Source organism: Nonomuraea sp. GTA35 (assembly GCF_041950525.1).
Classification (GTDB): Bacteria; Actinomycetota; Actinomycetes; order Streptosporangiales; family Streptosporangiaceae; genus Nonomuraea.
Window position 1 is genome coordinate 361,518 of record NZ_JBGNUV010000003.1, and the last position, 22,894, is coordinate 384,411.

The following is a 22,894-nucleotide window of genomic DNA, read 5'->3' on the forward strand; positions in this document are numbered from 1 at the left end:
TCGTCCCGTGATCATTCGGGTCGTGCTCGCCCTCGCCCTGTCCGCGCCTCCCGTCATGACCCCGGCCGGGGCACCGCAGAGCCCCTGCCCCGTCCCCGTGCCCGCCCGTACGAGCTGCGGTTTCCTGGAGGTCCCCGAGCGCAGGGACGCCCCCGAGCGGAAGATCAAGGTCGGGTACGCCGTGCACCTCTCGACGGCGGCCGGCCGCAAGCCCGACCCCGTGGTCTACATGAGCGGCGGCCCCGGGTCGGCGTCGATGCAGCTCATGGGGTTCCTGAGCCAGATGTTCCCCGACCGTGACGTGGTGACCGTCGAGCAGCGCGGCAGCAGGTACTCCCAGCCGGTGCTGGCCTGCCCCGAGACCGCGCAGGCGCTGCTCGGGCGGCTGCGGCAGCCGCAGGCCGACGTCGCCGCCTCCGCGAACCGGTGCCGCGAACGGCTCACCGAGCAGGGCGTCGACCTTCGCGGCTACAACACGAAGGAGATCGCGGCCGACGTGGTCGCGTTGCGGCAGAAGCTCGGGTACGCCTCGTGGAACCTGTTCGGCGTCAGCTACTCGACCAGGGTCATGATGGACGTGGCCGCGGCCGACCCCGAGGGGGTGCGGTCGGTGGTGCTCGACTCGTACCTGCCCGCGGGCGTCGCCTGGTACGACGACGCCGACCGGAACCTGGGCGACACGATGGCGCTGCTGGGGGTCCGGGAGCGGTACGAGACCATGCTGGCGCGGCTCAACCGGACGCCGGCCCTGGTCCCGGTGCTGGATCCGCTGGCGGGCCGGGAGTTCAGGGCGCGGATGAGCGGTGACGACGTGGCCACGATCCTGGCGGAGGCGCTGCACGAGGCGGAGGTGGCCGCCGTGGTGCCGGCGATGGTGAGCGCGCTGGCCGAGGGGCACGACGAGCTGCTGCGGCCGCTGGCGGACGCGGTGGGCGAGGGGCTGACGTCGCACGAGTTCGGGCTGTATCACGCGGTGCAGTGCCAGGACGAGGTTCCGTTCAACACCTTCGGCCGGGGGTCACGGCTTTTCACCGTAAATGCGGATAAGGCGGTGTGTGATGCTTGGCGGCTGCCCAAGAGCGCGCCCACGACCGCCACAGGTGGCACGTCCAGCGCCGCCGTGAACACCGTGCAGGCCCCTGTGTACGTGCTCGCCGGCCAGTACGACCCGACGACGCCGCCGAGGACCGCGGGGCCCGCCGCCGAGTCCCTGCCCGGAGGGCGTTTCCAGCAGTTCGCCGGCCTCTCCCACGCCGTCTTCCTGGCGAGCGGCTGCGCCCGCAGCCGGATCGCCGGGTTCGTCGGCGACCCGGCCGGCCAGTCGCTCACCCCGTGCCCCGCGCCCGAGCTCCGGCCGGGCGGCCTGCACGTGACCGGCGCGCCGTACCAGATCTCCCGCTCGCCCTGGCCGGCCGCGCCCTTCGCCCTGTACGCGCTGGCCTCCCTGATCCAGCTCGTGACGGCCGCGCTGAGGGGCAGGGCACTGGCCGCCTTCGGCGGGCTGGCGGGCGTGGCGTTCACGGGCGTCGTCGCCCAGTCCGTCCTCACCCTGGCGAGCAGGAACGAGACGGCCCTGGCCGTCGGCGTCCCGGACCTGGTGGTCCCGTACAGCTCGATCGCGGCGATCTCCGCCATACTGACTGCGGCGGCGCTCTTCCACGACCGCAGATGGCCGCAAATCGCGGCAACCGTCATCAACGGCGGATTCCTCGTATGGTGGTTCACCTGGGTCCTGTAAAGACGCGCGTCCATGAGCTCGACGCCCTACGCGGCTTCGCGGTGGGCGGCATCATGCTGGTCAACACGTGGCAGCACATCGAGCTCAAGAAGACGCATCCGGTCGGGCTCGACTGGTTCGTCGAGGGCCTGTTCCAGAGCCGGTTCTATCCGATCTTCTCGTTGCTGTTCGGCATCGGCTTCCTGCTGTTCCTGCGCGGCAACAGCCGCTGGGCGCTGCTGAGCAGGCTGTTCTGGCTGTTCTGCTTCGGGATGATCCAGCACCAGTTCTACGAGGGCGAGGTGCTGACCGACTACGCCTTCTACGGCGCGCTGGTGCTGCTGCCGGCCTCGTTCCTGGCCGAGGGGCTGCCCGTGCTGCTGCTGGGCGTGGCGGGCGTCGGGTGGGCGCTGATGCCGGGGGTGGGCGGCGGGCCGCTGCTGATCCCGGGGCTGTTCCTGGTCGGCATGGGCGTGTGGCAGTTGCGGCCGCCGAGGTCCCTGCTGCTGCCCGGGTTCGCGGTCGCCGCGCTGGCCTCGGTGCTGCTCACCATGGCGTGGATCAGCACGAACGACTGGACCGTCTACAGCGTGGCCGCCCTGGCGGGCGCGGCGGCGTACGTGCTGGGCCTGCTGCTGATCCTGCGGCCGTGGTTGTCGGCGCTGCTGGAGCCGCTGGGGAAGATGGCGCTGACGAACTACGTCTCCGGCACCGCCGTGATCGCCCTGGCCCTGCCGCTGCTGGAGACCGACCGGAGCCGGTGGTCGGTCGTGGGGCTGACGGCGGTCACGCTGATCGTGCAGGGTCTGTTCAGCCGATGGTGGTTGTCACGGTTCAGATATGGCCCGCTCGAATGGATATGGCGGTGCCTGACCTGGTTTCGTCTGGTGCCCAACCGGCTACAGTCGAGCCGTGACCAGAATCGCCCTCTGCCAGATCCCGGTGTCCCCTGACCCCTCAGCCAATCTCAAGAGGGTCCGAGAGGCACTCGCGTCCGCCGAAGGCGCCGACCTGGCGATCTTCCCCGAGGCCACGCTGACCCGGTACGGCCGGCGCATCTCCACGCTCGCCGAGCCGCTGGACGGGCCGTTCGTGTCGGGGCTGGCCGAGTCGGCCCGCGAGCACGGGCTGGCGGTGATCGCGGGCGTGTTCGAGCCCGGCGAGGATCGCGTGCACAACACGGCGGTGGCGATCGACGCCCGGGGCGAGCTGAAGGCGGCCTACCGGAAGATCCACCTGTTCGACTCGTTCGGCGCGAAGGAGTCCGACCTGGTCGCGCCGGGCGCGGAGCCGGCCGTGGTGGAGCTGGCGGGCGTCAGGGTGGGGCTGATCACCTGCTACGACGTGCGCTTCCCCGAGCTGGCCAGGGCGCTGGTCGACCGGGGCGCCGAGCTGTTCGCGGTGATCGCCGCCTGGGGCTCAGGGCCGCTCAAGGAGGACCACTGGGTGACGCTGGTCAGGGCGCGGGCACTGGAGAACACCATGTGGACGGCGGCGGTCGGCCAGGCGCCCAACCCGGCGGAGTCGTCCGACGGGTTCGGGGTGGGCCGCAGCATGCTGGTCGACCCGCTCGGCGTGGTCCGCTCCGACCTGGGCACCGGCCCCGGCGTGCGGGTCGTCCAGGTGGACCGCGAGTGGACGGCCACCGCCCGGGCGATGCTGCCGTGCCTCGAACACCGGGTGCTGTGACCCTGACCCGGTCCACCCCGGGGTCAAGCGATCGTAAAGTAGGACTGTGAGCGGAACGCAGATGCAGAAGGTGGTCCCGCCGCGTCTGCTCGTGCCATATCTGTCGGGCAAGCGCACGGTCATCTCGGGTTACGTCTACCGGGTGCAGGATTGTGTCAGGCTGACCACCCCCGAAGCCCTCTACTACGGGCTCGACCTGTCCTTCGACGGATCCGAGCTGTTCGCCGAGGTGCCCGAGCTGTACATGATGCGATGGTTCGCCCGCGACGTCGACACCTACGCGGTGCCGTACGGGCCCCACATGGGCGGCGACTGGAGCGACGCGCCGCCGTTCGCCGGCAACGGGTTCACCACGTCGTCGGAGCACGTGGTGCCGCAGTTCCACACCGTTCCGATGCCGATCCCGGCCGGGGCGGAGATCGTGCACGTCACCGGCGAGGGCGAGCGGCCCTTCGCCGAGTACGACGGGCTGACCTGGCGGCCCGCCGCATGAGCGACGAGATCATGCCGGTCGCCTCCGGCTTCGTGGCCCGCTTCGGCGAGAGCACGCTGCCTGCCGCCCTCGGCCCCGACAACGACCAGGTGGTGCTGTTCAGCGAGACGGAGCTGGAGGGGTTCGAGGCCGCCTCCGGCTACTGGCGGCGGGTGGTGCCCAGGGCGCAGGTCGAGTGGCTGGTGCTCATCCGCACGGTGGGCGCGTTCGGCGGCGAGCCGTGCATCGTGCTCGACGAGGACGACGACGGGCTGCACATCGCCTACACCGGGCACAGCGGGATGAAGGCCGAGGCGCTGGGCTACTGGATGGTCGACCACGGCGCCTACGAGGTCGTGGTGCCCCGCGAGGAGGTCTTCTCGATCCGGGTCGAAAGGATTCCGGTCCCGTAGTCAACCTTCGGCGCGTCCGTGTGTCTGTAGGGATGTGACCGAAACAGCGACCATGGCGCAGCCGTCGTTCGCCGAGCTGTTCGCGGCCCAGTACCACTCCCTGGTACGGCTGGCCGGGCTGCTCGGCGCGGACGACCCCGAGGACATCGTCCAGGAGGCGTTCGCCCGGCTGCACTCGCGGCGGCTGCGCGACGACGGGGCCGCGATGGCCTACCTCCGCGCGACCGTCTGCAACCTGACCCGCAACCGCCTGCGGCATCTCCGCCTCGTCCGGCTGCGCCGTCCCGATCCTCCGGAGCACGTCCGCAGCAGCGAGCACGCCGTGCTCGTCTCCGAGGAGCACCGGGAGCTGCTGGCGGCCGTGGACCGCCTGCCGCGCCGCCAGCGCGAGGCCCTCGTCCTGCGTTACTGGCTGGAACTGTCGGAGCGCGAGATCGCCGACGCCATGGGCGTCTCGCCAGGATCGGTGAAGACCCACGCCAGCAGGGGCCTGGCGGCCCTGGGCAGGGCGCTGAAGGAGGAGGACCGGTGAACGACCTGGAAGAGCGCCTGCGGGCGGCCCTCGACGCCCGCGCCCAGACCTTCGAGACCAGCCCGGACGCCTGGCTGCGCGTGCGCGAGCGCAGGCCGCGCCGCTACCGCGCGCTGCGCCTGGCGGCGGCCGCGCTGCCGGTGGCGCTGCTGGCCGTGTTCGTCCCCGTCCTGATCGGCGGGGGCCTGGGCAGGAACACCGCGGCCGACGCCGACGCGATCTACCAGGGGCTCATGCGTGGCAGGACCGCCGCCGGCGAGCAGGTCACGGTGGACAACCCCACCGAGGGCAAGCCGCTGCGGCTCTGGTTCGCCAAGGGCAGGCTGGGCAATCCCGAGCTGTGCTACGTCGTCGAACGGGTGGACGCCGAGGGGTACGGGGGCTGCTCGCGCATGCCCACGATCGGCTCCGACGCCTGGTTCGCGGGCAGCACCGTCCGCGACCAGGCGGAGAGCGCGCTGGACTGGGGCGTGGCGGTCGACGACATCGGGACGGTCACCGGGGTCGCGGGTGACGGGCAGAGGTTCCCCGGACAACTGTGGCGGCCCGCGGGGGCGCCGTACCGGATCTGGACCGTGACCTACCCCGCGCGGCAGCCGCTGTCGAAGATCGAGATCTCCGACGACCGGGGCAGGGACCTCGGCGAGCGCTCGCGCGACATGTTCGCCGCTCCCCAGCCGGGACAGGCTCTCGGGGCGGCCCACGACCTGCCCGCCGGGGTGACCGCGCGGCCGTTCCGGACGAAGGAGGGCACGGAGCTGCGCCTCACGCGCGGCGGCGCGGAGCTCGGCACGGTCCTGCTCGGCCAGGCCATGCAACCGGTCGACGCGCGCATGCGGGAGAACGTGATCACCGGGGTGGCGGCAGGGAACGTCTCCAGGATCGCGTTCTCCTTCGAGGACGGAACCACCGCCCAGGTCGGGACGCGGCCCGATCCATGGGGCCTGGGCATCACGCTGTTCGCCGCCGAGGGCGCCCCGGACGACGGCCAGGAGCGCCATCGCCTGGTCGCCTACGACGCGTCGGGCGCGGAGGTCTGGCGCGACGAGGCCAAGGACCCGCAGGAGGGGATGCCGCCCGTCGGCGAGGTGATGAGCCTGCCCGGCACCGGAGCGGCCGGTGAGCCGGTGCGCGTCTGGTTCACCGACGCCGGCCCCGACACGGGCCGCCCCAGGGTCACGCTCTGCTACTCCGGCGGCGTGGACCCCGACCTGTCCTGCATCGGCGGTGGCCGGGACCCGGACCACCTCGGCAGCCCGCTGCGGGCCGTCCAGTACCTGCCGGAGCCCGGCACCGTCAGCTACTTCGGCGCGGCAGGCGACGACTGGGAGTCGGTCGAGGCCGTGCTCTCCGACGGGCGGCGCCTGCCCGCCACGTTCCGGCGCGGCACCGGGACCCCGGCCCCGATCTGGTACGTCACGATCCCGTCCAGCGACGCGGAGGTCGCGGGCTTCACCATGAAACGCAAGGACCGGCCGCTCGGGCTGTTCCCGGAGACGCGCAAGGACTGCGGGCAGCAGGCCATGCGCTCCGACACCCCCCGCCACCCGCTGCCCGCGGGCGTCACCGCGCTCGTGAGCGAGCCGAACTGCCTGGCCTTCTGGGAGAACGACGAGCTGGTCATGGGGCTCGCCGGGCCGCTGCCCGGGACCAGGCTGAGCGACCTGCTCAGCGCCGAGCAGCCGGTGAGGTGGGGCCGCGGCACCCACGCCTGGTACGGCTACGCGCTCGCCGGCACCGCCAGGATCGAGGTCACCTCGTCGAACGGCGTCACCGGCACCGCGCAGGCCGCCCCCGATCCGTGGGAACAGGGGGTGGCGCTGTTCGCGGCGCCGATCCCCGAGGGCGCCGACTTCTCCGCCGGCATGGTCGTCAAGGGGTTCGACGCCGGCGGCAAGCAGCTCTGGCAGCAGGACTAACCCAGGTTGCGGTACCGGGCCCGGCGGGCCGCGAAGCGGTCGGCCGGGCCCACCTGGAGCAGGCCCGCGATCTCGTACTCCAGCGCCCGCCCCACCCGCTCGCAGAACTGTCTCGGCTCGTAGGCGGCGTCGGGCAGCTCGGGGATCACCCGGTCCACGATGCCGTCGCGGCGCAGGTCGGTGGCGCGGATGTGCTGCGCCTGGGCGATCTCGGGGGCGAAGTCGACCGAGCGGTAGAGGATGGCGGAGGCGCCCTCGGGCGGCAGCGGCGCCAGCCAGGCGTGCTGCGCGCAGAGCACCCGGTCGGCGGGCAGCAGCGCCAGCGCCGCGCCGCCCGCGCCCTCGCCGAGCAGCAGGCAGACGGTCGGCGCGTCGAGCATGAGCAGCTCGGCCAGGCAGCGGGCGATCTCGGCGGCCAGCCCGCCCTCCTCGGCCGCCTTGGACAGGTCGGCGCCGGCCGTGTCGATCACGGTGACCAGGGGCAGGCCGAGCTCGGCGGCCAGCCGCATGCCGCGCCTGGCCACCCGCAGGCCGGCGGGGCCGAGCGGCGAGTTGGCGCGCTGGAGGCGCCGGTCCTGGCCGAGCACCACCGCCGGCGCGGTGCCGAACCTGGCCAGCGCGAGCAGCAGCCCCGGCTCGTTCTTGCCCGTCCCCGTGCCGCTGAGCGGCGTCACGTCCGTGGCGGCGAGCTTGAGCAGGGTGCGCACGCCCGGCCGGTCGTCGCGCCGGGACCGGGTGATCGCCTCCCACGCCTCCACCGGCCGCAGGTCCTCCTCGGGCGCCTGGCCGGCCTCGATGGCCGAGCGGTCGGCGGCGAGCACGGCCAGCGCCCTGATCGCCACCTCCCGCGCGTCCTCGGCGGACACCACCGCGTCGAGCAGGCCCTTGCCGTGCAGGTTCTCCGACACCTGCACGCCCTCGGGGAACGGGTAGCCGTGCAGCGACTCGAACACCCGCGGCCCCTGGAACCCGATCAGCGCTCCCGGCTCCGCCACCGTGACGTGCCCGAGCGACCCCCAGGACGCGAACACCCCGCCGGTCGTCGGATGCCGCAGGTACACCAGGTACGGCAGGCCGACCGCCCGGTGCTCCTGGATCGCCGCGGTGATCTTCACCATCTGGACGAACGCGAGCGCGCCCTCCTGCATGCGCGTGCCGCCCGAGGCCGGCAGGGCCAGCAGCGGCAGCCGCTCCCGGGTGGCCCGCTCGGCCGCGGTCACGAACCGCTCGGCCGCCACCACCCCGATCGAGCCCGCCATGAACGAGAACTCGCACGCCACGACGGCCACCCTGCGCCCGTCGAGCAGCCCCTCGCCGGTGATCACGGCCTCGTCGTAGCCGCACTTGACGCGGGCCGCGGCCAGCTCGTCTGCGTAGGAGGAGCCGGGCTCGGCCGGATCGGCGGGCGGCGCGTCCCACGACTTCCACGACCCCCGGTCGAGGATCGTTTCGATCAGTGTGCGCGCGTCCGGACGGCTCACTATCGCTCCCTAGATGTCAGCCAACGTTGCAATGTTGACGCATGAGCGCCCCGGCCGGTGCCACCCGTTCGCGATCATCGTTCGCACTCTTCCAGCCAGGCGAGCACGGCGTCGCCGTCCTGGCCGAGCATGGGCGGCGCGGTGTGCTCGACCCCGGTCAGCCCGTCGAAGCGCAGCGGCGGCCCCGGCAGCTCGATCGGGCCGAGCACCGGGTGCTCCACCTGGACGACCAGGCCCTGCGAGCGGGTCTGCTCCCACGCGTAGACCTCGTCGAGCGTCCTGATCGCGCCGGCGGGCACGCCCGCCCCGGCCAGCTCCGCCAGCCAGTGGGCGCGGTCGTGGGCGGACAGCGCCTTCTCCATGTCGGCGATCAGCTCGTCGCGGTGCGCGAACCGGTCGCGGTTGGTGGCGTAGCGCGCCTGGCCGGGGTCGATGCCGAGGAGCGCCGCCACCTTGCGCCACTGGCCGTCGTTGGCGGCGGCGATCTGCAGCATGCCGTCGGAGCAGCGGAAGGCGCCGTAGGGGGCGATGGAGGCGTGGTGGTTGCCGCCCGCCGCGGGCACCTGGCCGCCCACCGTCCAGGCGGTGCCGTGGTAGGCGTGCACGCCGGTGATGGCGGCGAGCAGCGAGGTGCGCACGACCCGGCCCCTGCCGGTGCGCTCGCGCTCGTAGAGCGCGCTCACCACCCCGTACGCGCCGTACATGCCGGCCAGCAGGTCGCCGATGGAGGCGCCGACGCGGTACGGCTCGTCGGGCGAGGGGCCGGTCAGCGACATCAGCCCGGCCTCGCCCTGGGCGATCTGGTCGTAACCGGGGCGGCCGCCCTCGGGGCCGTCGTGGCCGAAGCCGGTGATCGACAGGACGACCAGGCGCGGGTTGAGCTCGTGCAGGCGCTCGACGGAGAAGCCGAGGCGGTCGAGCACGCCGGTGCGGAAGTTCTCGACCAGGACGTCGCTGTGGCGCACGAGGCGCTCGATGAGCTGCTTGCCCTCGCCGGACTTCAGGTCGACGGCGATGGACTGCTTGTTGCGGTTGGCCGACAGGAAATAGGTCGAGATGTCGTGATCAGGCCCGACGAACGGCGGGCCCCAGCCCCGCGACTCGTCCCCCCCGTCCGGATGCTCGACCTTGATCACCCGAGCGCCCAGGTCACCGAGCATCTGCGCGGCGTGCGGCCCGGCCAGGGCCCTGGACAGATCGAGTACGACGATGTCACCGAGGGGTCCGAGCAAGATCCAACCTCCTCCTTGCGTCCGGGGTGAAAGAACATTCTCTCAGGCGTCCGCCCCCCGTCACCTACCCTGGGTCCGGTGAAAGACCTGGCCTCTCGCATCTCGAACCTGCGCCCCTCGTGCGGCCCGGTCCGCCTGGTGGCCGTGGACGGGCCCGCGGGGTCGGGCAAGACGACGTTCGCGGGGCGGCTGGCGGCGGAGCTGGGGTGCCAGGTGATCCACAGCGACGACTTCCCCGTGCCGTGGGAGGAGGGGCCGGGCGGCTGGTTCCACGCGCTGGAGTCGCAGGTGCTGCGGCCGCTCCAGCGCGGGCTCCCCGGAGGTTTCCGCAGGTACGACTGGGTGCGCGGCGGCTATGCCGAGCCGGTGGCGGTGCCTGTCGCGCCCGTCCTGGTCGTCGAGGGCGTCGGGACGGCGCGGGCCTCGGTGGCGGACCTGCTGGCGTACACCGTCTGGGTGGAGGCCGCCGAGCCGGTGCGCCTGCGGCGGGTGCTGGAGCGGGACGGCGCCGCGCTGGAGCCGCGATGGCGGGAGTGGTTCGAGGCGGAGCGCGCGTGGTTCGCCGGGGACCGTACCCGGGAGCGGGCCGACCTCGTGGTCACGACGTGAGGTGCGCGACGTCGTTGAAGCTGACGAGCTCGCCCCCGGTGCGCCAGAGCGACACCGAGGCGTTCAGCACCGGCGCGAACTCCAGCACGGCCGCCAGCTCCGCGTCCGGCCGCTTGCCGAGGACGTGGCGCAGCGCCAGCACCACCGAGTCGTGCGCGACGATCAGCACCCGACGCCCGGCTGCCCGCCCGTCCAGGTCCCGCAGGAAGTCGCGCAGCCGCACCACGACGTCGGCCAGCGACTCGCCGCCGGGCGGGCGGAAGGCGTAGGCGCCCTCGGCCTCGCGCCGGACCAGCTCCTCGGGGTGCCGCTCCCGGATCGCGGCCAGGTTGAGGCGCGCGAACGCGCCCCCCTCCTGGTCCCTGAGCCGCTCGTCCACGGTGACGGGGAGCGGCTCGACGCCCCACGCCTCCTGGGCGATCTTCCAGGTGTCGAGCGCGCGCAGGTACGGCGAGCACCACACCAGCTCGGGCGCCTCGCGGGCGGGCTGGGCCGCCAGCAGCCGGCCCAGCGCCGCCGCCTGCGCCCTGCCCAGCTCCGTCACCGTCACCTCGTCGTCGCCGCGCTCGTAGACCAGCGGCGTCTCCCCCGCCTGCCGGTGGGCGAGGTTGGCCTCGCTCTCGCCGTGCCGCACCGCCATGATGCACTCAGGACCCATGTCCCCATCCTCACACGGCGGTGATCGTACGGTGGTGGCATGACTGGTGTCGCAGTACTCGGAACGGGGCTCATGGGGCTGCCCATGGGCCGGAACCTGGCCAGGGCCGGCATGCGGGTGACGGCGTGGAACCGTACCAGGGACAGGGCCCTGCCGCTGGAGGCCGACGGCGCGGTGGTCGCGCACTCCCCCGCCGAGGCGGTCGCGGGCGCGGACGTGATCGTCACGATGCTGAGCGACGGTGACGCCGTGCACGAGGCCGTCACCGCCGCCGCTCCCGGGCTGCGGGCCGGGCAGGTGTGGGCGCAGATGAGCACGGTCGGCCTCGCCGCCGTCGAGCGGCTGTCGGCGCTGGCGGCCGAGCACGGGCTGACGTTCGTGGACGCGCCCGTCCAGGGCACCCGGCAGCCGGCCGAGCAGGGCAGGCTGGTCATCCTCGCCTCCGGCCCCGCCTCGGCCCAGGGCGCGCTGGAGCCGGTGTTCGGCGCGCTCGGACAGCGGACGCTGTGGCTCGGGGACGCCGGAGCGGGCACGAGGCTCAAGATGGCCACGGTCAGCTTCGGCATCTCGCTGACGGCTGTCGTGGCCGAGGCGCTCTCGCTCGCCCAGGGGCTCGGGCTCGATCCCGATCTGGTCCGCCAGGTGATCAGCGGTGGGCCGATGGACAGCGCCTACTTCCAGGCCAAGTCCGCCGCCATCCTGTCGGGCGACTTCACGCCCAGCTTCACCGTGCGCAACGCCGAGAAGGACACGCGGCTGATCGGGGAGGCGGGTGAGGCCGCCGGGGTGCGGCTGGACGTGGTGGCCGCGGCCGGGGAACGCTTCCGGCGGGCGGAGGCGCAGGGGCACGGCGATGAGGACATGGCGGCCACGTATTTCGCGAGCTTCGGCAAGGGGCAGGCCGGCGGGGTTCCTGGCGTGCCGCCCGCCCGCGGGGAGGACGGGAGCGGGCCCGGGGCCCGCGACGGTGAGGCGTGATCAACGCCTCACCATTCGTCCACCTCCGCGTAGGCCCTGCCACCCGAGAGCTTCGCGTACCCGGGCCCCCGGTCGAAGAACCGGTCCGCCGGAGGCCGCAGGCGGGCGCGGAGCTCGGCCGTGCCCTGCTCGTCGATGCGGTCCCCGTCCAGGACCACGCCGTAGTCGCCCAGCGCCCCCGCGATCGACACCTTCCCGTCACGCACGTCGGCCGCCACCGCCCGGGGGTCCCGGTCGTAGGGGGAGCCCCAGCCGCCCCCGCCGGTGGTGCGGATCCTGATCAGGTCCCCCGCCTGCACCGGGTGGTCGTCCACCAGGCCTTCCATCTCCTTGCCCGCGATCTCCACCCGGAACGGCCGCCCCGCCAGGCCGCCGTTGACGCCCCAGCAGGACAGGATGGACCGGTCGGCGATCGACATGTACGAGGCGTCGCGCAGCATGCGGATGTGCTTGTCGTAGCCGAGCCCGCCCCTGAACATGCCGGGCCCGCCCGAGTCGCAGGCCAGGGCCAGCCGCTCCACGCGGAACGGCCAGCGCGCCTCGGCGAACTCCACCGGGATGTTGCGCGAGTCGGGCACCACGTGGATGGTGTCCTCGCCGTCGGCGTACCAGCGCCCGCCGGAGCCGCCGCCCAGCACCTCGCGCATGAGGTACGGCTGCCCGTCGGCGTCCGTGCCGTACACGCCCGTGTAGCGGATGGTCTCCTGGTCGGCGGGCATGCGCCCGCCGGTGGCCTTGGCCAGGACGCCGGCCAGGACGCCGAGCAGCCGCAGGATGACGAACGTTCGGGCGTTGGTCGGGGCGGGGAAGACGGGGGTGAGGAGGGTGCCCTTCTCGGGGAAGATCATTTTGATGAGGGGCACCACTCCCTCGTTCACGTCCAGCTCGGCCATGCGGTCCGGCGTGTCGGCCAGGTTGCGCAGCACCGGGGCCAGCCACTTCTTCAGGAACACGCCGTCGGCGTAGTCGCCGGCGTGGTTGATGGGGCCCTTGGCCTGGGGTGAGGTGCCGGTGAAGTCGATGGTCAACGGCGCGTCGGCCGCGTGGTCCACGCTCAGCGTGATGCGCTGGGCGTGCAGGCGGGGCTCGTCCACGCCGTCGTGCTCGGCGTAGTCCTCCCACACGTACGTCCCCTCGGGGATCTTCGCCAGCAGCTCCCTGCGGAACGTCTCGGTCGTCTTGGCGATGATGGCGTCGAAGCACTCCTGGACGGCCTGCTTGCCGTACCGCTCGAACAGCTCGCCCAGCCGGCGCGCGCCCATCAGGCAGGCCGAGCACTCGGCGTCGAGGTCCCCGGCCAGGGAGTCGGGCATGCGGGAGTTGCGGGTCATGATGCGCAGCGCGGCCTCGTTGGGCACGCCCTGGTCCCGCAGCTTGATCGGCGGGACCATCAGGCCCTCTTCGTAGACCGAGCGGGCGTGAGAGGGCATGGAGCCGGGGACCGAGCCGCCGATGTCGTCGTGGTGCCCGAAGGCCTGGACGAAGGCGACCACCTCGCCGTCGTGGAAGACCGGGACGGTGACGCACAGGTCCGGCAGGTGGCCGATGCCGCCTTCCGACAGGTAGACGTCGTTGTGGAAGTAGACGTCGCCGGGCTTCATGGTCTCGACCGGGAAGTCGCGCACGACGGGCTGGACGAGCGCGCTGTAGGAGCGGCCGGTGAGCTTGCGCAGCCGTACGTCGTGGATGCCCGCGCGGAAGTCGTGCGCGTCGCGGATCATCGGCGAGCGGGCCGTGCGCGCGATGGCGGTCTCGACCTCCTTCTCGACGGAGGCGAGCGTGCCCTCGACGATCTCCACCAGGATGGGATCAGTCACGACTTATCTCCACATTTCCGTATTCGTCGATCTTCGCGGTGAAGCCGGGGTGGATGGGGATCGTCGAGCCGTACTCCTCGATCACCGCCGGCCCCCGCACGGTGGCGCCGGGGCCCAGGGCGGCGCGCTGGTGGATCGGGGTGTCGCGGGTCTCGTCGAAGTGCACGGGGCGGACCGACGTGGCGCCCTCGCCGGCCTTGTCCAGGCGGCGGACGGCCGGGCGGGTGATGGGGCCGATGCCGGAGACGCGCAGGTTCACCCACTCCACGCCGTGGCGGGGGTCGTCGCGGTAGGCGTAGCCGTACAGCTTCTCGTGGGCGTCGTGGAAGCGGGAGATCACCTCGGCGTGCCAGTCGTCGTCGATCTCCCCCGCGGGCGCGGGCACGCGGACCTCGTAGGCCTGGCCGTAGTACCGCAGGTCGGCGCTGCGCTGGTAGATCGGGTCGTCGAAGCCCTCGCGGTCGAGCGCCTCGCCGGCCTGATGCTCCAGGTCGTGGAAGATCTCGACGGCCTTGCCGAGGGACAGCTCGCGGGTGACGTACGTGCGCACGTAGTCGTTCCTGACGTCCACCGTGAGCAGCCCGAACGCCGAGACGTTGCCCGGGTCGCGCGGGACGATCACGGACGGCAGGCCGAGGATGTCGATCAGCCGGCAGGCCAGCAGCGGCCCCGACCCGCCGAACGTCACCAGCGGGAAGTCCCGCACGTCCAGCCCGCGCTTGACGGTGAGCTGCCTGATCGCGTTGCTCTGGTTGAACGCGCTGATCTCCAGGATGCCGGTCGCCGTGCGCTCGGGGGTGAGGCCGAGCTTGTCGGCCAGGGCCTGGATGCCGGTGCCGGCGGCGTCCACGTCCAGCGGGATCTCCCCGCCGAGCAGGTGCGGCGGGATCCGGCCGAGGAACACGTGCGCGTCCGTCACCGTCACCTCGGTCCCGCCCTTGCCGTAGCAGAGGGGGCCGGGGTCGGCGCCGGCCGAGCGGGGGCCCACCTTGAGCGTGCCCTCGGGCGAGATCCACGCCACCGAGCCGCCGCCCGCGCCGACCGTGATGATGTCGATCATCGGGATCTTGCACGGGTAGCGGCCGACGGAGCCCTCGGTGGTGATGGAGGGCTCGCCGTCGATCACCACGGCCACGTCGGTCGAGGTGCCGCCGCCGTCCAGCGTGATCACCGACTCGTGGCCCGCCGTGGAGGCGATCAGCGCGGCGCCCAGCGCCCCCGCCGCCGGGCCCGACAGGACGGTGCTGATGGGCTGGTTGACGACCTCGCGGGCGGACAGCACGCCGCCGTTGGACTTCATCACGGAGAACGGCATGCCGAGCCGGGTCGACAGGGTCGCGATGTAGGTGCGCATGGCCGGCTTGACGGCGGCGTCGACGAGGGTGGTGACCGAGCGCTCGTACTCGCGGTACTCGCGCAGCACGTCGCTGGACAGCGAGATCACCGCCTCCGGGTGCTCGCGCCAGAGCACCTCGCGCATGCGCCGCTCGTGCTCGGGGTTGGCGTAGGAGTGCAGGAAGCAGACCCCGATCGCGGTGATGCCCTTGGCGCGGAACCAGCGGGCCACCTCGACGGCCTGCTCGTCGGAGAACGGCCGCACCTCGTTGCCGAGGTGGTCGAGCCGCCCGCCGACGGTCTTGACGAGGTGGACGGGCACGATCCTGGGCGGTTTGACCCAGAAGTAGGAGTTGCCGTAGCCGTCAGGCACGCTCTGCCTGGCGATCTCCAGGATGAACTCGAACCCCTCGGTCGTGATGAACCCGAGGTTCTCGATGCGGTCCTCCAGGAGCCGGTTCGTGGCCACCGTCGTCCCGTGCACGATCGAGCCGACGTCGAGCCGGCCCAGCTTCTCGATCCCCGCGAGGAACCCGTCGGCCGGGTTCGCGGGGGTCGAGGGGGTCTTGGTGGTGAGGATCTCACCCGTCTGCTCGTCCACCGCCACCACGTCGGTGAACGTTCCTCCGGTGTCCACTCCGATACGCACGCTACGCATGGCTCCTCAGCTCCGGCGACGGCCGAGCACTTCGTCGATGACTCGTGGCGCGTTCGTGGGGCCCACGTACGCCGCCAGGCGCACCACCATCTCCTGCGACCTGGCGAGCTCGGCCTCGACCCTGGCCTTGCCCGACTGGCCGGCCTGGACTCCGAAGTAAGCCCCGATAATGGTACCGATCACCCCCGCCACCCCGGCGAACAGCGCGGCCAGCTCCCCCGTGGCGAACACGGCGGCGCCGAAGGCGACGAGGAGCGCGACGATGCCCGTCACCACGACGAGGAAGCCGTAACGCCAGCGGGTGGCGTCCGCCTGGGCCGCCGTGAGGTCGTCCTGCCTCATCAGCGCGTCCAGCGGCGACGTCTCGGACGGTGGTTTTTCGGTGACCACAGATTCCTCCTGAACAACTACAGGGGAGAAATGTCCCACGAGGTCATGGAACAAGCCAAGCCACTAAGCTGGCGGCCCGTGACCGAACTGTCTGCCTTGTCTGCCGTGCCGTCTGGCGCCCGGGATGCCGTACTGAAGTTCTACTTCGGCCCCATGGACTGCGGGAAGTCCACCCTGGCGCTGCAGATGAACTACAACCACGGACGGCAGGGCAGACGCGGCCTGGTGCTGACCAAGCACGACCGCTCGGGAGGGCCGAAGGTCACCAGCCGGATCGGGCTCGGGCTGGAGGCGATCGAGGTGGAGGACTCCCTCGACCTCGTACGGCTGGTGACCGCGCACGACCGCATCGACTACCTGATCTGCGACGAGGCCTGCTTCTACACCGTCGAGCAGATCGAGCAGCTCGCCGACCTGGTGGACTCCCACGGCGTGGACGTCTACGCGTTCGGCCTCGCCTCCGACTTCAGGTCGGTGATGTTCCCGGCGGCGCAGCGGCTGTTCGAGCTGGCCGACGAGGTGTGCCGGCTGCAGGTCGAGGTGCTGTGCTGGTGCGGGCGTCCCGGCCAGCTCAACGCCCGGATCGTGGGCGGGACGATGGCGCGAACGGGCGAGCAGGTCGTGATCGGCGACACCGACCACGCGCCCGTGCGCTATCAGGTGCTCTGCCGCCGCCACCACCGCGCCGGCCAGCTCGGCGAAGGCGGGAACGCGGGGGCGGGCACGCACGCCGGCGCGAGCGCGCGTGCGGCTGCGGCTGCGGCTGCGGCTGCCCCGGACGAGGGCTCAGCCGCTTGAGCGCGGGGGGACCAGGCGCTCCAAGGCGTCCCTGAGCAGCCTGGCGTCGCCGTCGGGCAGCGGCGCCAGGAACTCCGCCTCGGCCGCCGCCACCACCCCCACGGCCTCGGCCAGCACCTCCCGGCCGCGCTCTGTCGGCTCCACGATGTTCTTGCGCCGGTCGGCCGGGTGCGGCCGGCGCCCGACGAGCCCCTTGCGCTCCAGCCCGTCGACCATGGCGACCATGGTCGTCCGGTCGATCCCCATCCGCTGGGCCGCCTCGAGCTGCGACAGCGGCTCGGACCCGCCCAGCACCGACAGCACGCCGAACTCGCGCCCGTCGATGCCGCACGGCTCCAGCGCCGGGCCCATCAGCTCCGACAGGCGCAGGTTGGCGTGCTTGAGCAGGTAAGCAAGGCTGCGACTCGACACCTTGTGATTCTCCCACCACGCCCGGCTCAGACGGCGCAGTACCCGTCGTCGCACCCGTCGCCCGGCGCCGCGAGCTGGGTGATCGGCGTCTGCCCGGTCCGCTCGGCCACCTCGTCGATGGCGGCGGCGAAGGCGTCCTCCGGCTGCGCGCCCGACACGGCGTACTTGCCCTCGAACAGGAACAGCGGCACCCCGGAGATGCCCAGCGAGCGCGCCCTGGCGAGCTGCTCGCGGACCTCCTCCGCGCCCTCTCCGGAGTCGCGCACGCCCACCTCTCCGGCCAGCCTGTCCAGCACGCCGGGGTCGGCCACGTTCAGCCCTTCGGTGAAGTACGCGCGGAAGAGCCGCTCGGCCATCTCCTTGCCGAGCCCCTGCCGGGTGGCGACCTCGATCAGGCGGTGCGCCTCGAACGTGGCGGCGTTGACCGCCTTGTCGTAGTGCAGCTCCAGCCCCTCGGCGGTGGCGGCGCCGACCACCCGCTCGACCATCTGGCCGGCGTTCGGGCCGAACTTGCGCTCCAGCGCCGGGATCAGCGGCTCACCGTCGGACGGGGCGTCCGGGTTGAGCTGGAACGGCCGCATCGTGACCTCGATGGTGCCGCCCTTGGCCCGGAACCGCTCGGCGGCCCTGGCGAACCGGACATGCCCGATGTAACACCAGGGGCACACGACATCCGAAAAAATCTCGACCTTCATATCGGGGGACAACCCGATCGGGTACGCGGTGATTCCGGGCCCTAGCCGGCCGCCAGCTCCTCCAGCCGGTACGGCAGGTACGCCGAGTCGTCCACCAGCGCCGACGCGCCCCGCCACCAGCCGAACCACTCGCCGCTGCGCCACATCCAGTCGACCCGCTCGATGGCGGCCACCACGTCGCCCACCGTCTCCCACCGCTCGCCGAGCTGCTCGCCGGAGGCGCCGTGACGCGTCGCCCACGCCATGAGGATGCCGACGGCCTCGGCGGGCACCTCGCGCGCGTACGGGTCGGGGGTCTCGCCGGGCAGCCGGTGCGGCCCGAGCCCGGCCGCGACGCCCCAGCTCCACTGCGCCTCGGCGGGCCGCGAGTAACGCAGCGACTGGAAGTCGAGGTTGGAGCCGAGCTCCTCGTCGGGCCGCCGGGCGACGACCGCGTCGAGCCGCCCTCCGGCGTCGAAGTGCACGACGAGGCGCTGCCCCGGCTTGACGCCCGGCGGCAGCTCGAAGCGGTCCTCGGCCTGCCAGGAGTTGAGGTCGACCTGCGCGACGGGCGCGCCCCACATCTGGTCGGCGGCGTCGTCGGAGATCCAGGCCGCCAGCATCTCCAGCGCGGTCAGGTCGGTCCACGGCTCGATGGCGACCGCCGTGCGCACCACCTCGTCGGGTGCGGGCAGCTTGCCGCCCCTGGGCTTGGACCACCAGCCCTCGCCCAGCTCGCGGGTGCCGACCAGCAGCGCGGCGATGGCGGCCAGCTCGGCCGAGCGCCTGGTGAGCTGGGCACCGAGGGCCAGCTCCAGCGTGCGGTCCGTACGCTCGTCACCGAGCACGGGACGCACGTCGCCGATCAGCATCTCCGCTGTCGGGCGTTCCTCGCCCAGGAGGTTGCGTACGACTCGCCTGGCCTCGGTCCGTGCGTCTTCAGCATGTGCCTGCCGCATACCGCCACGCTACGCCGGGAGATCCTTTTCCGCGAGAGCCCCCGAGGCCATCAACCCCTCCGGCGCGACCCGCGTCCCAGCAGCCAGCCCAGGGTGACCCCGCCGAGCGCGACGCCGGCCCCCATGCCGAACGCCGCCAGCATCACCCACGGGCGTGTCTCGGTGTGCCGCTTCGCGGGCCGCTCGAAGACGGCGCCCGGCGCCGGGCGGCTGTCGGGAAACAGGTGCGTCCCGGCGTACGTCCCGGCCTCGGCGGGCACGGGCTCGGCGGGCAGGCCGAGCCCCGCGGGCAGGCCCGGCTCGGCGGTCGGGACCGAGGTCCGCAGGTGCTCCTCCACGGCCGAGAAGAACTCGCCCGCCGTCCGCTTGGCCACGGAGCCGAGCATGCGCTGCCCCACCCCGCCGATCATCCCGCCGACCACCGCCTCGGCGTCGTAGTCCACCCGCGTCCCGCCGTCGAGCTCGCTCAGCCGCACCAGGACGGTGGCGTCCACGGTCCCCGGCGCGCCCTGCCCGCGGGCCTTGAGCGTGAAGCTCTCGGGCTCCAGCGGGTCGGACAGCGCCACCTCGCCCTGGTAGACGCCCGTGATCGAGCCCACGCCCGCGTTGATCGTCATCCGGTACGTGTCCGGCCCCGTCTCCTCCAGCCGCTCGCACCCGGGAAGGGTGCGCACCAGCACCGCCGGGTCCCTGAGCGCCGCCCACACCCGCTGCCTGTCCACGCCGATCTCGGCACTGCCCGCCAGTTTCATGCGGCCACTCTAGGCAGCGCCGGGCGCGTGGGATAAGGGCAACACCTCACAGAGGCTGGCAAGATGGTGCCTCATGTTCAGGGGACACCGGATGATCGGCGTGGCGTGCGTCCTGGCGCTGGCAGCCTGCGCCCCGGCCGGGACCGCTTCCAGCCCTTCGCCCGGCACCCCCGCCCCCACCGCGGCGACGCCCGGGAAGAAGACCCCTGAACCGGCGGAGCCGCCGGGCGCCAAGCCCCGCAAGGGCGAGGTGCGCCCGATCCCCCGCACCGGCGGCCTCCCGCCGGTGATCAGCTCGATCCCGACCGGGCGCAAGGTCGTCTTCCTGACCATCGACGACGGCTGGGAGCAGGACCCGGGCTTCGTCAGGCAGGTACGCGACCAGCGCATCCCGATCACCGCCTTCGCCATGCGCGACGCCGTCGAGGCCAGGGGCACCCCGGACGAGTCGGGCGGCCCGGCCCGGTACGTAGGTGCCGGTAAATGGGGATATTTCCGGCAGCTTCGCGACGCCGGCGTACCCGTCGAGAACCACACCCTCACCCACCCGAACCTCCGCCTGCTCGGCTACCCCGCCCAGCGCCGCGAGCTCTGCGGCTCCTCGAAGCTGATCGAGAAGGAGATCGGGACGCGGCCCACCCTGTTCAGGCCGCCGTTCGGCAACTACAACACCGACACGCTCAGGGCCGCCAGGAGCTGCGGCATGTCGGCCGTGCTGCTCTGGACCGCCACCGTCCAGCCGGGCGGCAAGATCGCCTATCAGGTGCCCGACAAGAAGCTGCGCCCCGGCGACATCCTGCTCCTGCACTTCCGCCCGAACCTGGCCAGGGACTTCCGCGTCCTGGTGAACAAGATCAAGCGCCGCGGCTACGAGCTGGGCGACCTCCAGGCGTACCTGGCGGCGGCGCAGCCCCGCTGAGGTCCGCAGCGAGGTCCGCAGCGAGGCCCGCACCGAGGTCCGCCGGGCGGCGTACGCGGTGATCAGCCGGGCGGGTGACGCGCCCCGGCGCCCCCGCGCGCCATCCTCGACAGGGCAACCAGCACAGGCGATGTGACCAAGCTCGCATCGCATTGCTCTACGGCTTGTAGTACTACTACGGGTAGATGTACTACAGCGTGTAGAGCTCAGGGAGACGACGGGGAAGATGGACGCACTTGACCTGGCGCGGTGGCAGTTCGGGGTGACCACCGTGTACCACTTTCTGTTCGTGCCCCTGACCATCGGTCTAGGGATCTTCGTGGCCGGCCTGCAGACGGCCTGGCACCGCACCGGCAACGAGCAGTACCTGAAGCTCACGAAGTTCTTCGGCAAGCTGTTCCTGATCAACTTCGCCATGGGCGTGGTGACCGGCATCGTGCAGGAGTTCCAGTTCGGGATGAACTGGAGCGAGTACTCCACGTTCGTCGGTGACGTCTTCGGGGCGCCGCTGGCCATGGAGGCGCTGCTGGCCTTCTTCATGGAGTCCACGTTCCTGGGATTGTGGATCTTCGGCTGGGACCGGCTGCCGAAGCGGGTGCATCTGGCGACCATCTGGGCGGCGGCCATCGGGTCCAACCTGTCGGCCTACTTCATCCTCGCGGCCAACGCCTGGATGAAGCACCCCGTCGGCTACGAGGTGGTGGACGGCAAGGCCAGGATGACCGACCTGTGGGCGGTGCTGACCAACTCCACCGCGCTGGCCCAGGTCCCCCACGTGATCGCGGGCTCGTTCGTGGTGGCGGGCGGCTTCGTGCTGGCGGTGTGCGGTTACTGGCTGCTGCGCACGCGGGCGGAGATGTGGCGCAGCGCCGCCCGCGCCGCGCTGGTGATGACGGCCATCGCGGGGGCGGTCGTCGCGGGCACCGGCGACCACTCGGCCAAGCTGATGCACGAGCAGCAGCCCATGAAGCTGGCCGCCGCCGAGGGCCTGGAGCGCGACACCGAGGGCGCCGCGTTCAGCATCGTCCCCGGCATCGAGATCCCGAAGCTGCTGAGCTTCCTGTCCACCTACGACCTCGAGGCCCCCGTCCAGGGCACCGAGGACCTGCAGCAGCGCTTCGAGCAGCAGTTCGGCCCCGGCGACTACCGCCCGGACGGCACCGTCGTCTTCTGGTCGTTCCGCGTGATGATCGTGTTCGGCCTGGCGACGGTGGGCCTGTCGGTGCTCGGCCTGTGGCTGACCCGCCGCAGGCGGCCGTTCCCCGCGTGGTTGTCGCGGGCGATGCTGCTGGCGCTGCCGCTCCCGCTGATCGCGGTGATCGCCGGCTGGCTGCTCAGCGAGATCGGCCGCCAGCCCTGGACGGTCGCGGGCGAGCTCCTCACCGCCTCCAGCGTGTCCCCGAGCGTCTCGCTGGCCGAGGTGGCCACGTCCCTGACGATCTTCACGCTCCTGTACGGCGCGCTCGCGGTGGCCGAGACCGTACTGCTGGCCAGGCACGTCCGCAAGGGCGCCGAGGAGCAGGCGCCGGTCCAGGCGGCCGAGGCGCCGCGCGAGCCGTCCCTGATGTACTGAGGAGCCTCCCCCAATGATCGAGTTGTGGTTCGCCATCATCGCCTTCCTCTGGACCGGCTACTTCGTCCTCGAAGGCTTCGACTTCGGCGTCGGCATGCTGGCGCCCCTGGTGAGCAGGAACGCCGCCGAGCAGCGCGCCGGCCTGCAGACCATCGGCCCGGTGTGGGACGGCAACGAGGTGTGGCTGATCACCGCGGTCGGCGCCATGTTCGCCGCCTTCCCCGCCTGGTACGCGGGCGTGTTCAGCTCCTTCTACCTGCCCGTGACGCTGATCCTGGTGGGGCTCATCGTGCGCGGCGTGGGCCTGGAGTGGCGCGGCAAGGTGGACAACCCGCTCTGGTGCGACCTGGGCATCGTGGTGGGCAGCGCGCTGCCGGCGTTCCTGTGGGGATCGGTCTTCGCCGACCTGCTGTTCAACAGCGCGCTCGCGGCCGTCGTGGGCGGCGTGTTCACGCTGGCGGTGTGCGTCCTGCACGGCGCGGTGTTCCTCACCCTGAGGACCACCGGCCCGGTACGCCGCCGCGCCCGCGTCGCCGCCCTGATTGCGGGCGGCGTGACGATCCCGGTGGCCGTGGCCGCCCTGTCGAGCCTCGGCACGATCCCGGCCCTCGCCTCCATGGCGGCCCTCGCGGCGGCCACGGCCCTGATCTGGCGCCGCCGCGAGGGCTGGGCGTTCGCCGCCACGGCGAGCGCGATCGTGCTGGCGACGCTGGCGGTCTTCATGGAGCTGCGGGTCCGGCCGCTGCCGGGGCTGACGCTGGCGGAGGCGGCCTCGGCGCCGTACACGCTGGGGATGCTGACGTGGATCGGGCTGATCGCGCTGCCGTTCGTGCTGGTGTACCAGGGGTGGACGTACTGGGTGTTCAGGAAGCGCGTGCTGGTCGCCGGCCACTAACCCGGTAATGGGA

General features: G+C 72.4%; 23 protein-coding genes. 13 read left to right on the forward strand and 10 right to left on the reverse strand.

The annotated features are described in order from the left end of the window. The first annotated feature begins 7 nt into the window (after window positions 1-7). From ACBJ32_RS14840 to ACBJ32_RS14870, 7 genes are read left to right on the forward strand one after another with little or no spacing between them, the layout of a single operon-like run. Window positions 8-1,738 carry an alpha/beta fold hydrolase gene (locus ACBJ32_RS14840; protein WP_375127202.1) on the forward strand — a complete coding sequence of 577 codons (1,731 nt, stop codon included), beginning with the start codon at window positions 8-10 and terminating at the stop codon, window positions 1,736-1,738. Then, the gene (locus tag ACBJ32_RS14845; RefSeq protein ID WP_375127203.1) at window positions 1,714-2,670 is read left to right on the forward strand and encodes a DUF418 domain-containing protein; all 957 of its coding nucleotides are present in this window, start codon (window positions 1,714-1,716) and stop codon (window positions 2,668-2,670) included. Before ACBJ32_RS14840 ends, ACBJ32_RS14845 begins: the two co-directional genes overlap by 25 nt. Next, a complete protein-coding gene (locus ACBJ32_RS14850) occupies window positions 2,630-3,406 on the forward strand; it encodes a carbon-nitrogen hydrolase family protein (protein ID WP_375127204.1) in 777 nt (258 codons plus the stop codon). Before ACBJ32_RS14845 ends, ACBJ32_RS14850 begins: the two co-directional genes overlap by 41 nt. Before the next feature lie 46 nt (window positions 3,407-3,452). Continuing rightward, the gene (locus ACBJ32_RS14855; protein ID WP_357868890.1) at window positions 3,453-3,899 is read left to right on the forward strand and encodes a hypothetical protein; all 447 of its coding nucleotides are present in this window, start codon (window positions 3,453-3,455) and stop codon (window positions 3,897-3,899) included. After that, window positions 3,896-4,291 (forward strand): hypothetical protein, encoded by a 396-nt coding sequence (locus ACBJ32_RS14860; RefSeq protein ID WP_357868888.1) that lies wholly within the window; start codon window positions 3,896-3,898, stop codon window positions 4,289-4,291. Before ACBJ32_RS14855 ends, ACBJ32_RS14860 begins: the two co-directional genes overlap by 4 nt. Window positions 4,292-4,325: 34 nt before the next feature. Further along, window positions 4,326-4,823: a sigma-70 family RNA polymerase sigma factor gene (locus ACBJ32_RS14865; RefSeq protein WP_357868886.1), complete on the forward strand. Its 498-nt coding sequence runs from the start codon at window positions 4,326-4,328 to the stop codon at window positions 4,821-4,823. After that, window positions 4,820-6,742 (forward strand): hypothetical protein, encoded by a 1,923-nt coding sequence (locus tag ACBJ32_RS14870; protein ID WP_375127205.1) that lies wholly within the window; start codon window positions 4,820-4,822, stop codon window positions 6,740-6,742. The genes ACBJ32_RS14865 and ACBJ32_RS14870 overlap by 4 nt, the downstream gene beginning before the upstream one ends. On the opposite strand, the gene ACBJ32_RS14875 is transcribed toward ACBJ32_RS14870, so the two are convergent. Both ACBJ32_RS14875 and ACBJ32_RS14880 read right to left on the reverse strand, forming a co-directional pair. Further along, on the reverse strand, window positions 6,739-8,223 hold the full coding sequence (locus tag ACBJ32_RS14875; RefSeq protein ID WP_357868881.1) for a carboxyl transferase domain-containing protein: 1,485 nt from the start codon (window positions 8,221-8,223) through the stop codon (window positions 6,739-6,741). The two genes, ACBJ32_RS14870 and ACBJ32_RS14875, sit on opposite strands and share 4 nt — an antisense overlap. Before the next feature lie 74 nt (window positions 8,224-8,297). Beyond that, the gene (locus ACBJ32_RS14880) at window positions 8,298-9,455 is read right to left on the reverse strand and encodes a CaiB/BaiF CoA transferase family protein (protein WP_375127206.1); all 1,158 of its coding nucleotides are present in this window, start codon (window positions 9,453-9,455) and stop codon (window positions 8,298-8,300) included. A gap of 78 nt (window positions 9,456-9,533) precedes the next feature. Here ACBJ32_RS14880 and ACBJ32_RS14885 point away from each other — a divergent pair, with 78 nt between their 5' ends. Further along, on the forward strand, window positions 9,534-10,064 hold the full coding sequence (locus ACBJ32_RS14885) for a uridine kinase (protein WP_375127207.1): 531 nt from the start codon (window positions 9,534-9,536) through the stop codon (window positions 10,062-10,064). Here the strand turns inward: ACBJ32_RS14885 and ACBJ32_RS14890 are convergent. Beyond that, window positions 10,054-10,722 (reverse strand): histidine phosphatase family protein, encoded by a 669-nt coding sequence (locus ACBJ32_RS14890; protein ID WP_375127208.1) that lies wholly within the window; start codon window positions 10,720-10,722, stop codon window positions 10,054-10,056. The two genes, ACBJ32_RS14885 and ACBJ32_RS14890, sit on opposite strands and share 11 nt — an antisense overlap. Before the next feature lie 39 nt (window positions 10,723-10,761). Between ACBJ32_RS14890 and ACBJ32_RS14895 the strand changes: the two genes are divergently transcribed. Next, window positions 10,762-11,700 carry an NAD(P)-dependent oxidoreductase gene (locus tag ACBJ32_RS14895; RefSeq protein ID WP_375127209.1) on the forward strand — a complete coding sequence of 313 codons (939 nt, stop codon included), beginning with the start codon at window positions 10,762-10,764 and terminating at the stop codon, window positions 11,698-11,700. 8 nt (window positions 11,701-11,708) lie between these two features. Here the strand turns inward: ACBJ32_RS14895 and ACBJ32_RS14900 are convergent, their stop codons facing one another. Genes ACBJ32_RS14900 through ACBJ32_RS14910 form a run of 3 tightly spaced genes read right to left on the reverse strand, consistent with a single transcriptional unit; the run spans window position 11,709 to window position 15,900 of the window. Next, window positions 11,709-13,517 carry a hydantoinase B/oxoprolinase family protein gene (locus ACBJ32_RS14900; protein WP_357868867.1) on the reverse strand — a complete coding sequence of 603 codons (1,809 nt, stop codon included), beginning with the start codon at window positions 13,515-13,517 and terminating at the stop codon, window positions 11,709-11,711. Beyond that, window positions 13,510-15,510 carry a hydantoinase/oxoprolinase family protein gene (locus tag ACBJ32_RS14905; RefSeq protein ID WP_375127210.1) on the reverse strand — a complete coding sequence of 667 codons (2,001 nt, stop codon included), beginning with the start codon at window positions 15,508-15,510 and terminating at the stop codon, window positions 13,510-13,512. Before ACBJ32_RS14905 ends, ACBJ32_RS14900 begins: the two co-directional genes overlap by 8 nt. A 6-nt stretch (window positions 15,511-15,516) precedes the next feature. After that, window positions 15,517-15,900, reverse strand: coding sequence for a hypothetical protein (locus ACBJ32_RS14910; RefSeq protein WP_357868861.1), 384 nt, complete (start codon window positions 15,898-15,900; stop codon window positions 15,517-15,519). A 78-nt stretch (window positions 15,901-15,978) separates the two neighbouring features. On the opposite strand from ACBJ32_RS14910, the gene ACBJ32_RS14915 reads away from it, so the two are divergent. After that, the gene (locus tag ACBJ32_RS14915; RefSeq protein ID WP_375127211.1) at window positions 15,979-16,698 is read left to right on the forward strand and encodes a thymidine kinase; all 720 of its coding nucleotides are present in this window, start codon (window positions 15,979-15,981) and stop codon (window positions 16,696-16,698) included. Here the strand turns inward: ACBJ32_RS14915 and ACBJ32_RS14920 are convergent. The 4 genes from ACBJ32_RS14920 to ACBJ32_RS14935 are packed head-to-tail and all read right to left on the reverse strand — an operon-like array spanning window position 16,687 to window position 19,494. Next, on the reverse strand, window positions 16,687-17,109 hold the full coding sequence (locus tag ACBJ32_RS14920) for a MarR family winged helix-turn-helix transcriptional regulator (RefSeq protein WP_375127212.1): 423 nt from the start codon (window positions 17,107-17,109) through the stop codon (window positions 16,687-16,689). The two genes, ACBJ32_RS14915 and ACBJ32_RS14920, sit on opposite strands and share 12 nt — an antisense overlap. Before the next feature lie 26 nt (window positions 17,110-17,135). Continuing rightward, entirely contained in the window at window positions 17,136-17,804 is a 669-nt protein-coding gene (locus ACBJ32_RS14925) for a DsbA family oxidoreductase (RefSeq protein ID WP_357869677.1), read from the reverse strand. Window positions 17,805-17,845: 41 nt separating this feature from the next. Then, window positions 17,846-18,742, reverse strand: a complete 897-nt coding sequence (locus tag ACBJ32_RS14930) for a hypothetical protein (RefSeq protein ID WP_357868852.1) — start codon at window positions 18,740-18,742, stop codon at window positions 17,846-17,848. 50 nt (window positions 18,743-18,792) lie between these two features. Beyond that, on the reverse strand, window positions 18,793-19,494 hold the full coding sequence (locus tag ACBJ32_RS14935) for a carbon monoxide dehydrogenase subunit G (RefSeq protein WP_375127213.1): 702 nt from the start codon (window positions 19,492-19,494) through the stop codon (window positions 18,793-18,795). Between the two features lie 73 nt (window positions 19,495-19,567). Here ACBJ32_RS14935 and ACBJ32_RS14940 point away from each other — a divergent pair, with 73 nt between their 5' ends. From ACBJ32_RS14940 to cydB, 3 genes are all read left to right on the forward strand, one after another. Then, window positions 19,568-20,413: a polysaccharide deacetylase family protein gene (locus ACBJ32_RS14940; protein WP_375127214.1), complete on the forward strand. Its 846-nt coding sequence runs from the start codon at window positions 19,568-19,570 to the stop codon at window positions 20,411-20,413. 226 nt (window positions 20,414-20,639) lie between these two features. After that, window positions 20,640-21,986, forward strand: coding sequence for a cytochrome ubiquinol oxidase subunit I (locus tag ACBJ32_RS14945; RefSeq protein ID WP_375127215.1), 1,347 nt, complete (start codon window positions 20,640-20,642; stop codon window positions 21,984-21,986). Window positions 21,987-21,999: 13 nt separating this feature from the next. After that, on the forward strand, window positions 22,000-22,881 hold the full coding sequence (gene cydB, locus ACBJ32_RS14950) for a cytochrome d ubiquinol oxidase subunit II (RefSeq protein WP_375127216.1): 882 nt from the start codon (window positions 22,000-22,002) through the stop codon (window positions 22,879-22,881). Window positions 22,882-22,894: the final 13 nt, after the last annotated feature.

Excerpts from the sequence above, each read along its gene's own strand:
- ACBJ32_RS14845 (WP_375127203.1), top strand. The coding sequence starts at position 1,714 with ATGGTGGTTCACCTGGGTCCTGTAAAGACGCGCGTCCATGAGCTCGAC.
- ACBJ32_RS14860 (WP_357868888.1), top strand. The coding sequence starts at position 3,896 with ATGAGCGACGAGATCATGCCGGTCGCCTCCGGCTTCGTGGCCCGCTTC.
- ACBJ32_RS14890 (WP_375127208.1), bottom strand. The coding sequence starts at position 10,722 with ATGGGTCCTGAGTGCATCATGGCGGTGCGGCACGGCGAGAGCGAGGCC.
- ACBJ32_RS14895 (WP_375127209.1), top strand. The coding sequence starts at position 10,762 with ATGACTGGTGTCGCAGTACTCGGAACGGGGCTCATGGGGCTGCCCATG.
- ACBJ32_RS14905 (WP_375127210.1), bottom strand. The coding sequence starts at position 15,510 with ATGCGTAGCGTGCGTATCGGAGTGGACACCGGAGGAACGTTCACCGAC.
- ACBJ32_RS14925 (WP_357869677.1), bottom strand. The coding sequence starts at position 17,804 with ATGAAGGTCGAGATTTTTTCGGATGTCGTGTGCCCCTGGTGTTACATC.
- ACBJ32_RS14930 (WP_357868852.1), bottom strand. The coding sequence starts at position 18,742 with ATGCGGCAGGCACATGCTGAAGACGCACGGACCGAGGCCAGGCGAGTC.
- ACBJ32_RS14935 (WP_375127213.1), bottom strand. The coding sequence starts at position 19,494 with ATGAAACTGGCGGGCAGTGCCGAGATCGGCGTGGACAGGCAGCGGGTG.
- ACBJ32_RS14940 (WP_375127214.1), top strand. The coding sequence starts at position 19,568 with ATGTTCAGGGGACACCGGATGATCGGCGTGGCGTGCGTCCTGGCGCTG.
- ACBJ32_RS14945 (WP_375127215.1), top strand. The coding sequence starts at position 20,640 with ATGGACGCACTTGACCTGGCGCGGTGGCAGTTCGGGGTGACCACCGTG.
- cydB (WP_375127216.1), top strand. The coding sequence starts at position 22,000 with ATGATCGAGTTGTGGTTCGCCATCATCGCCTTCCTCTGGACCGGCTAC.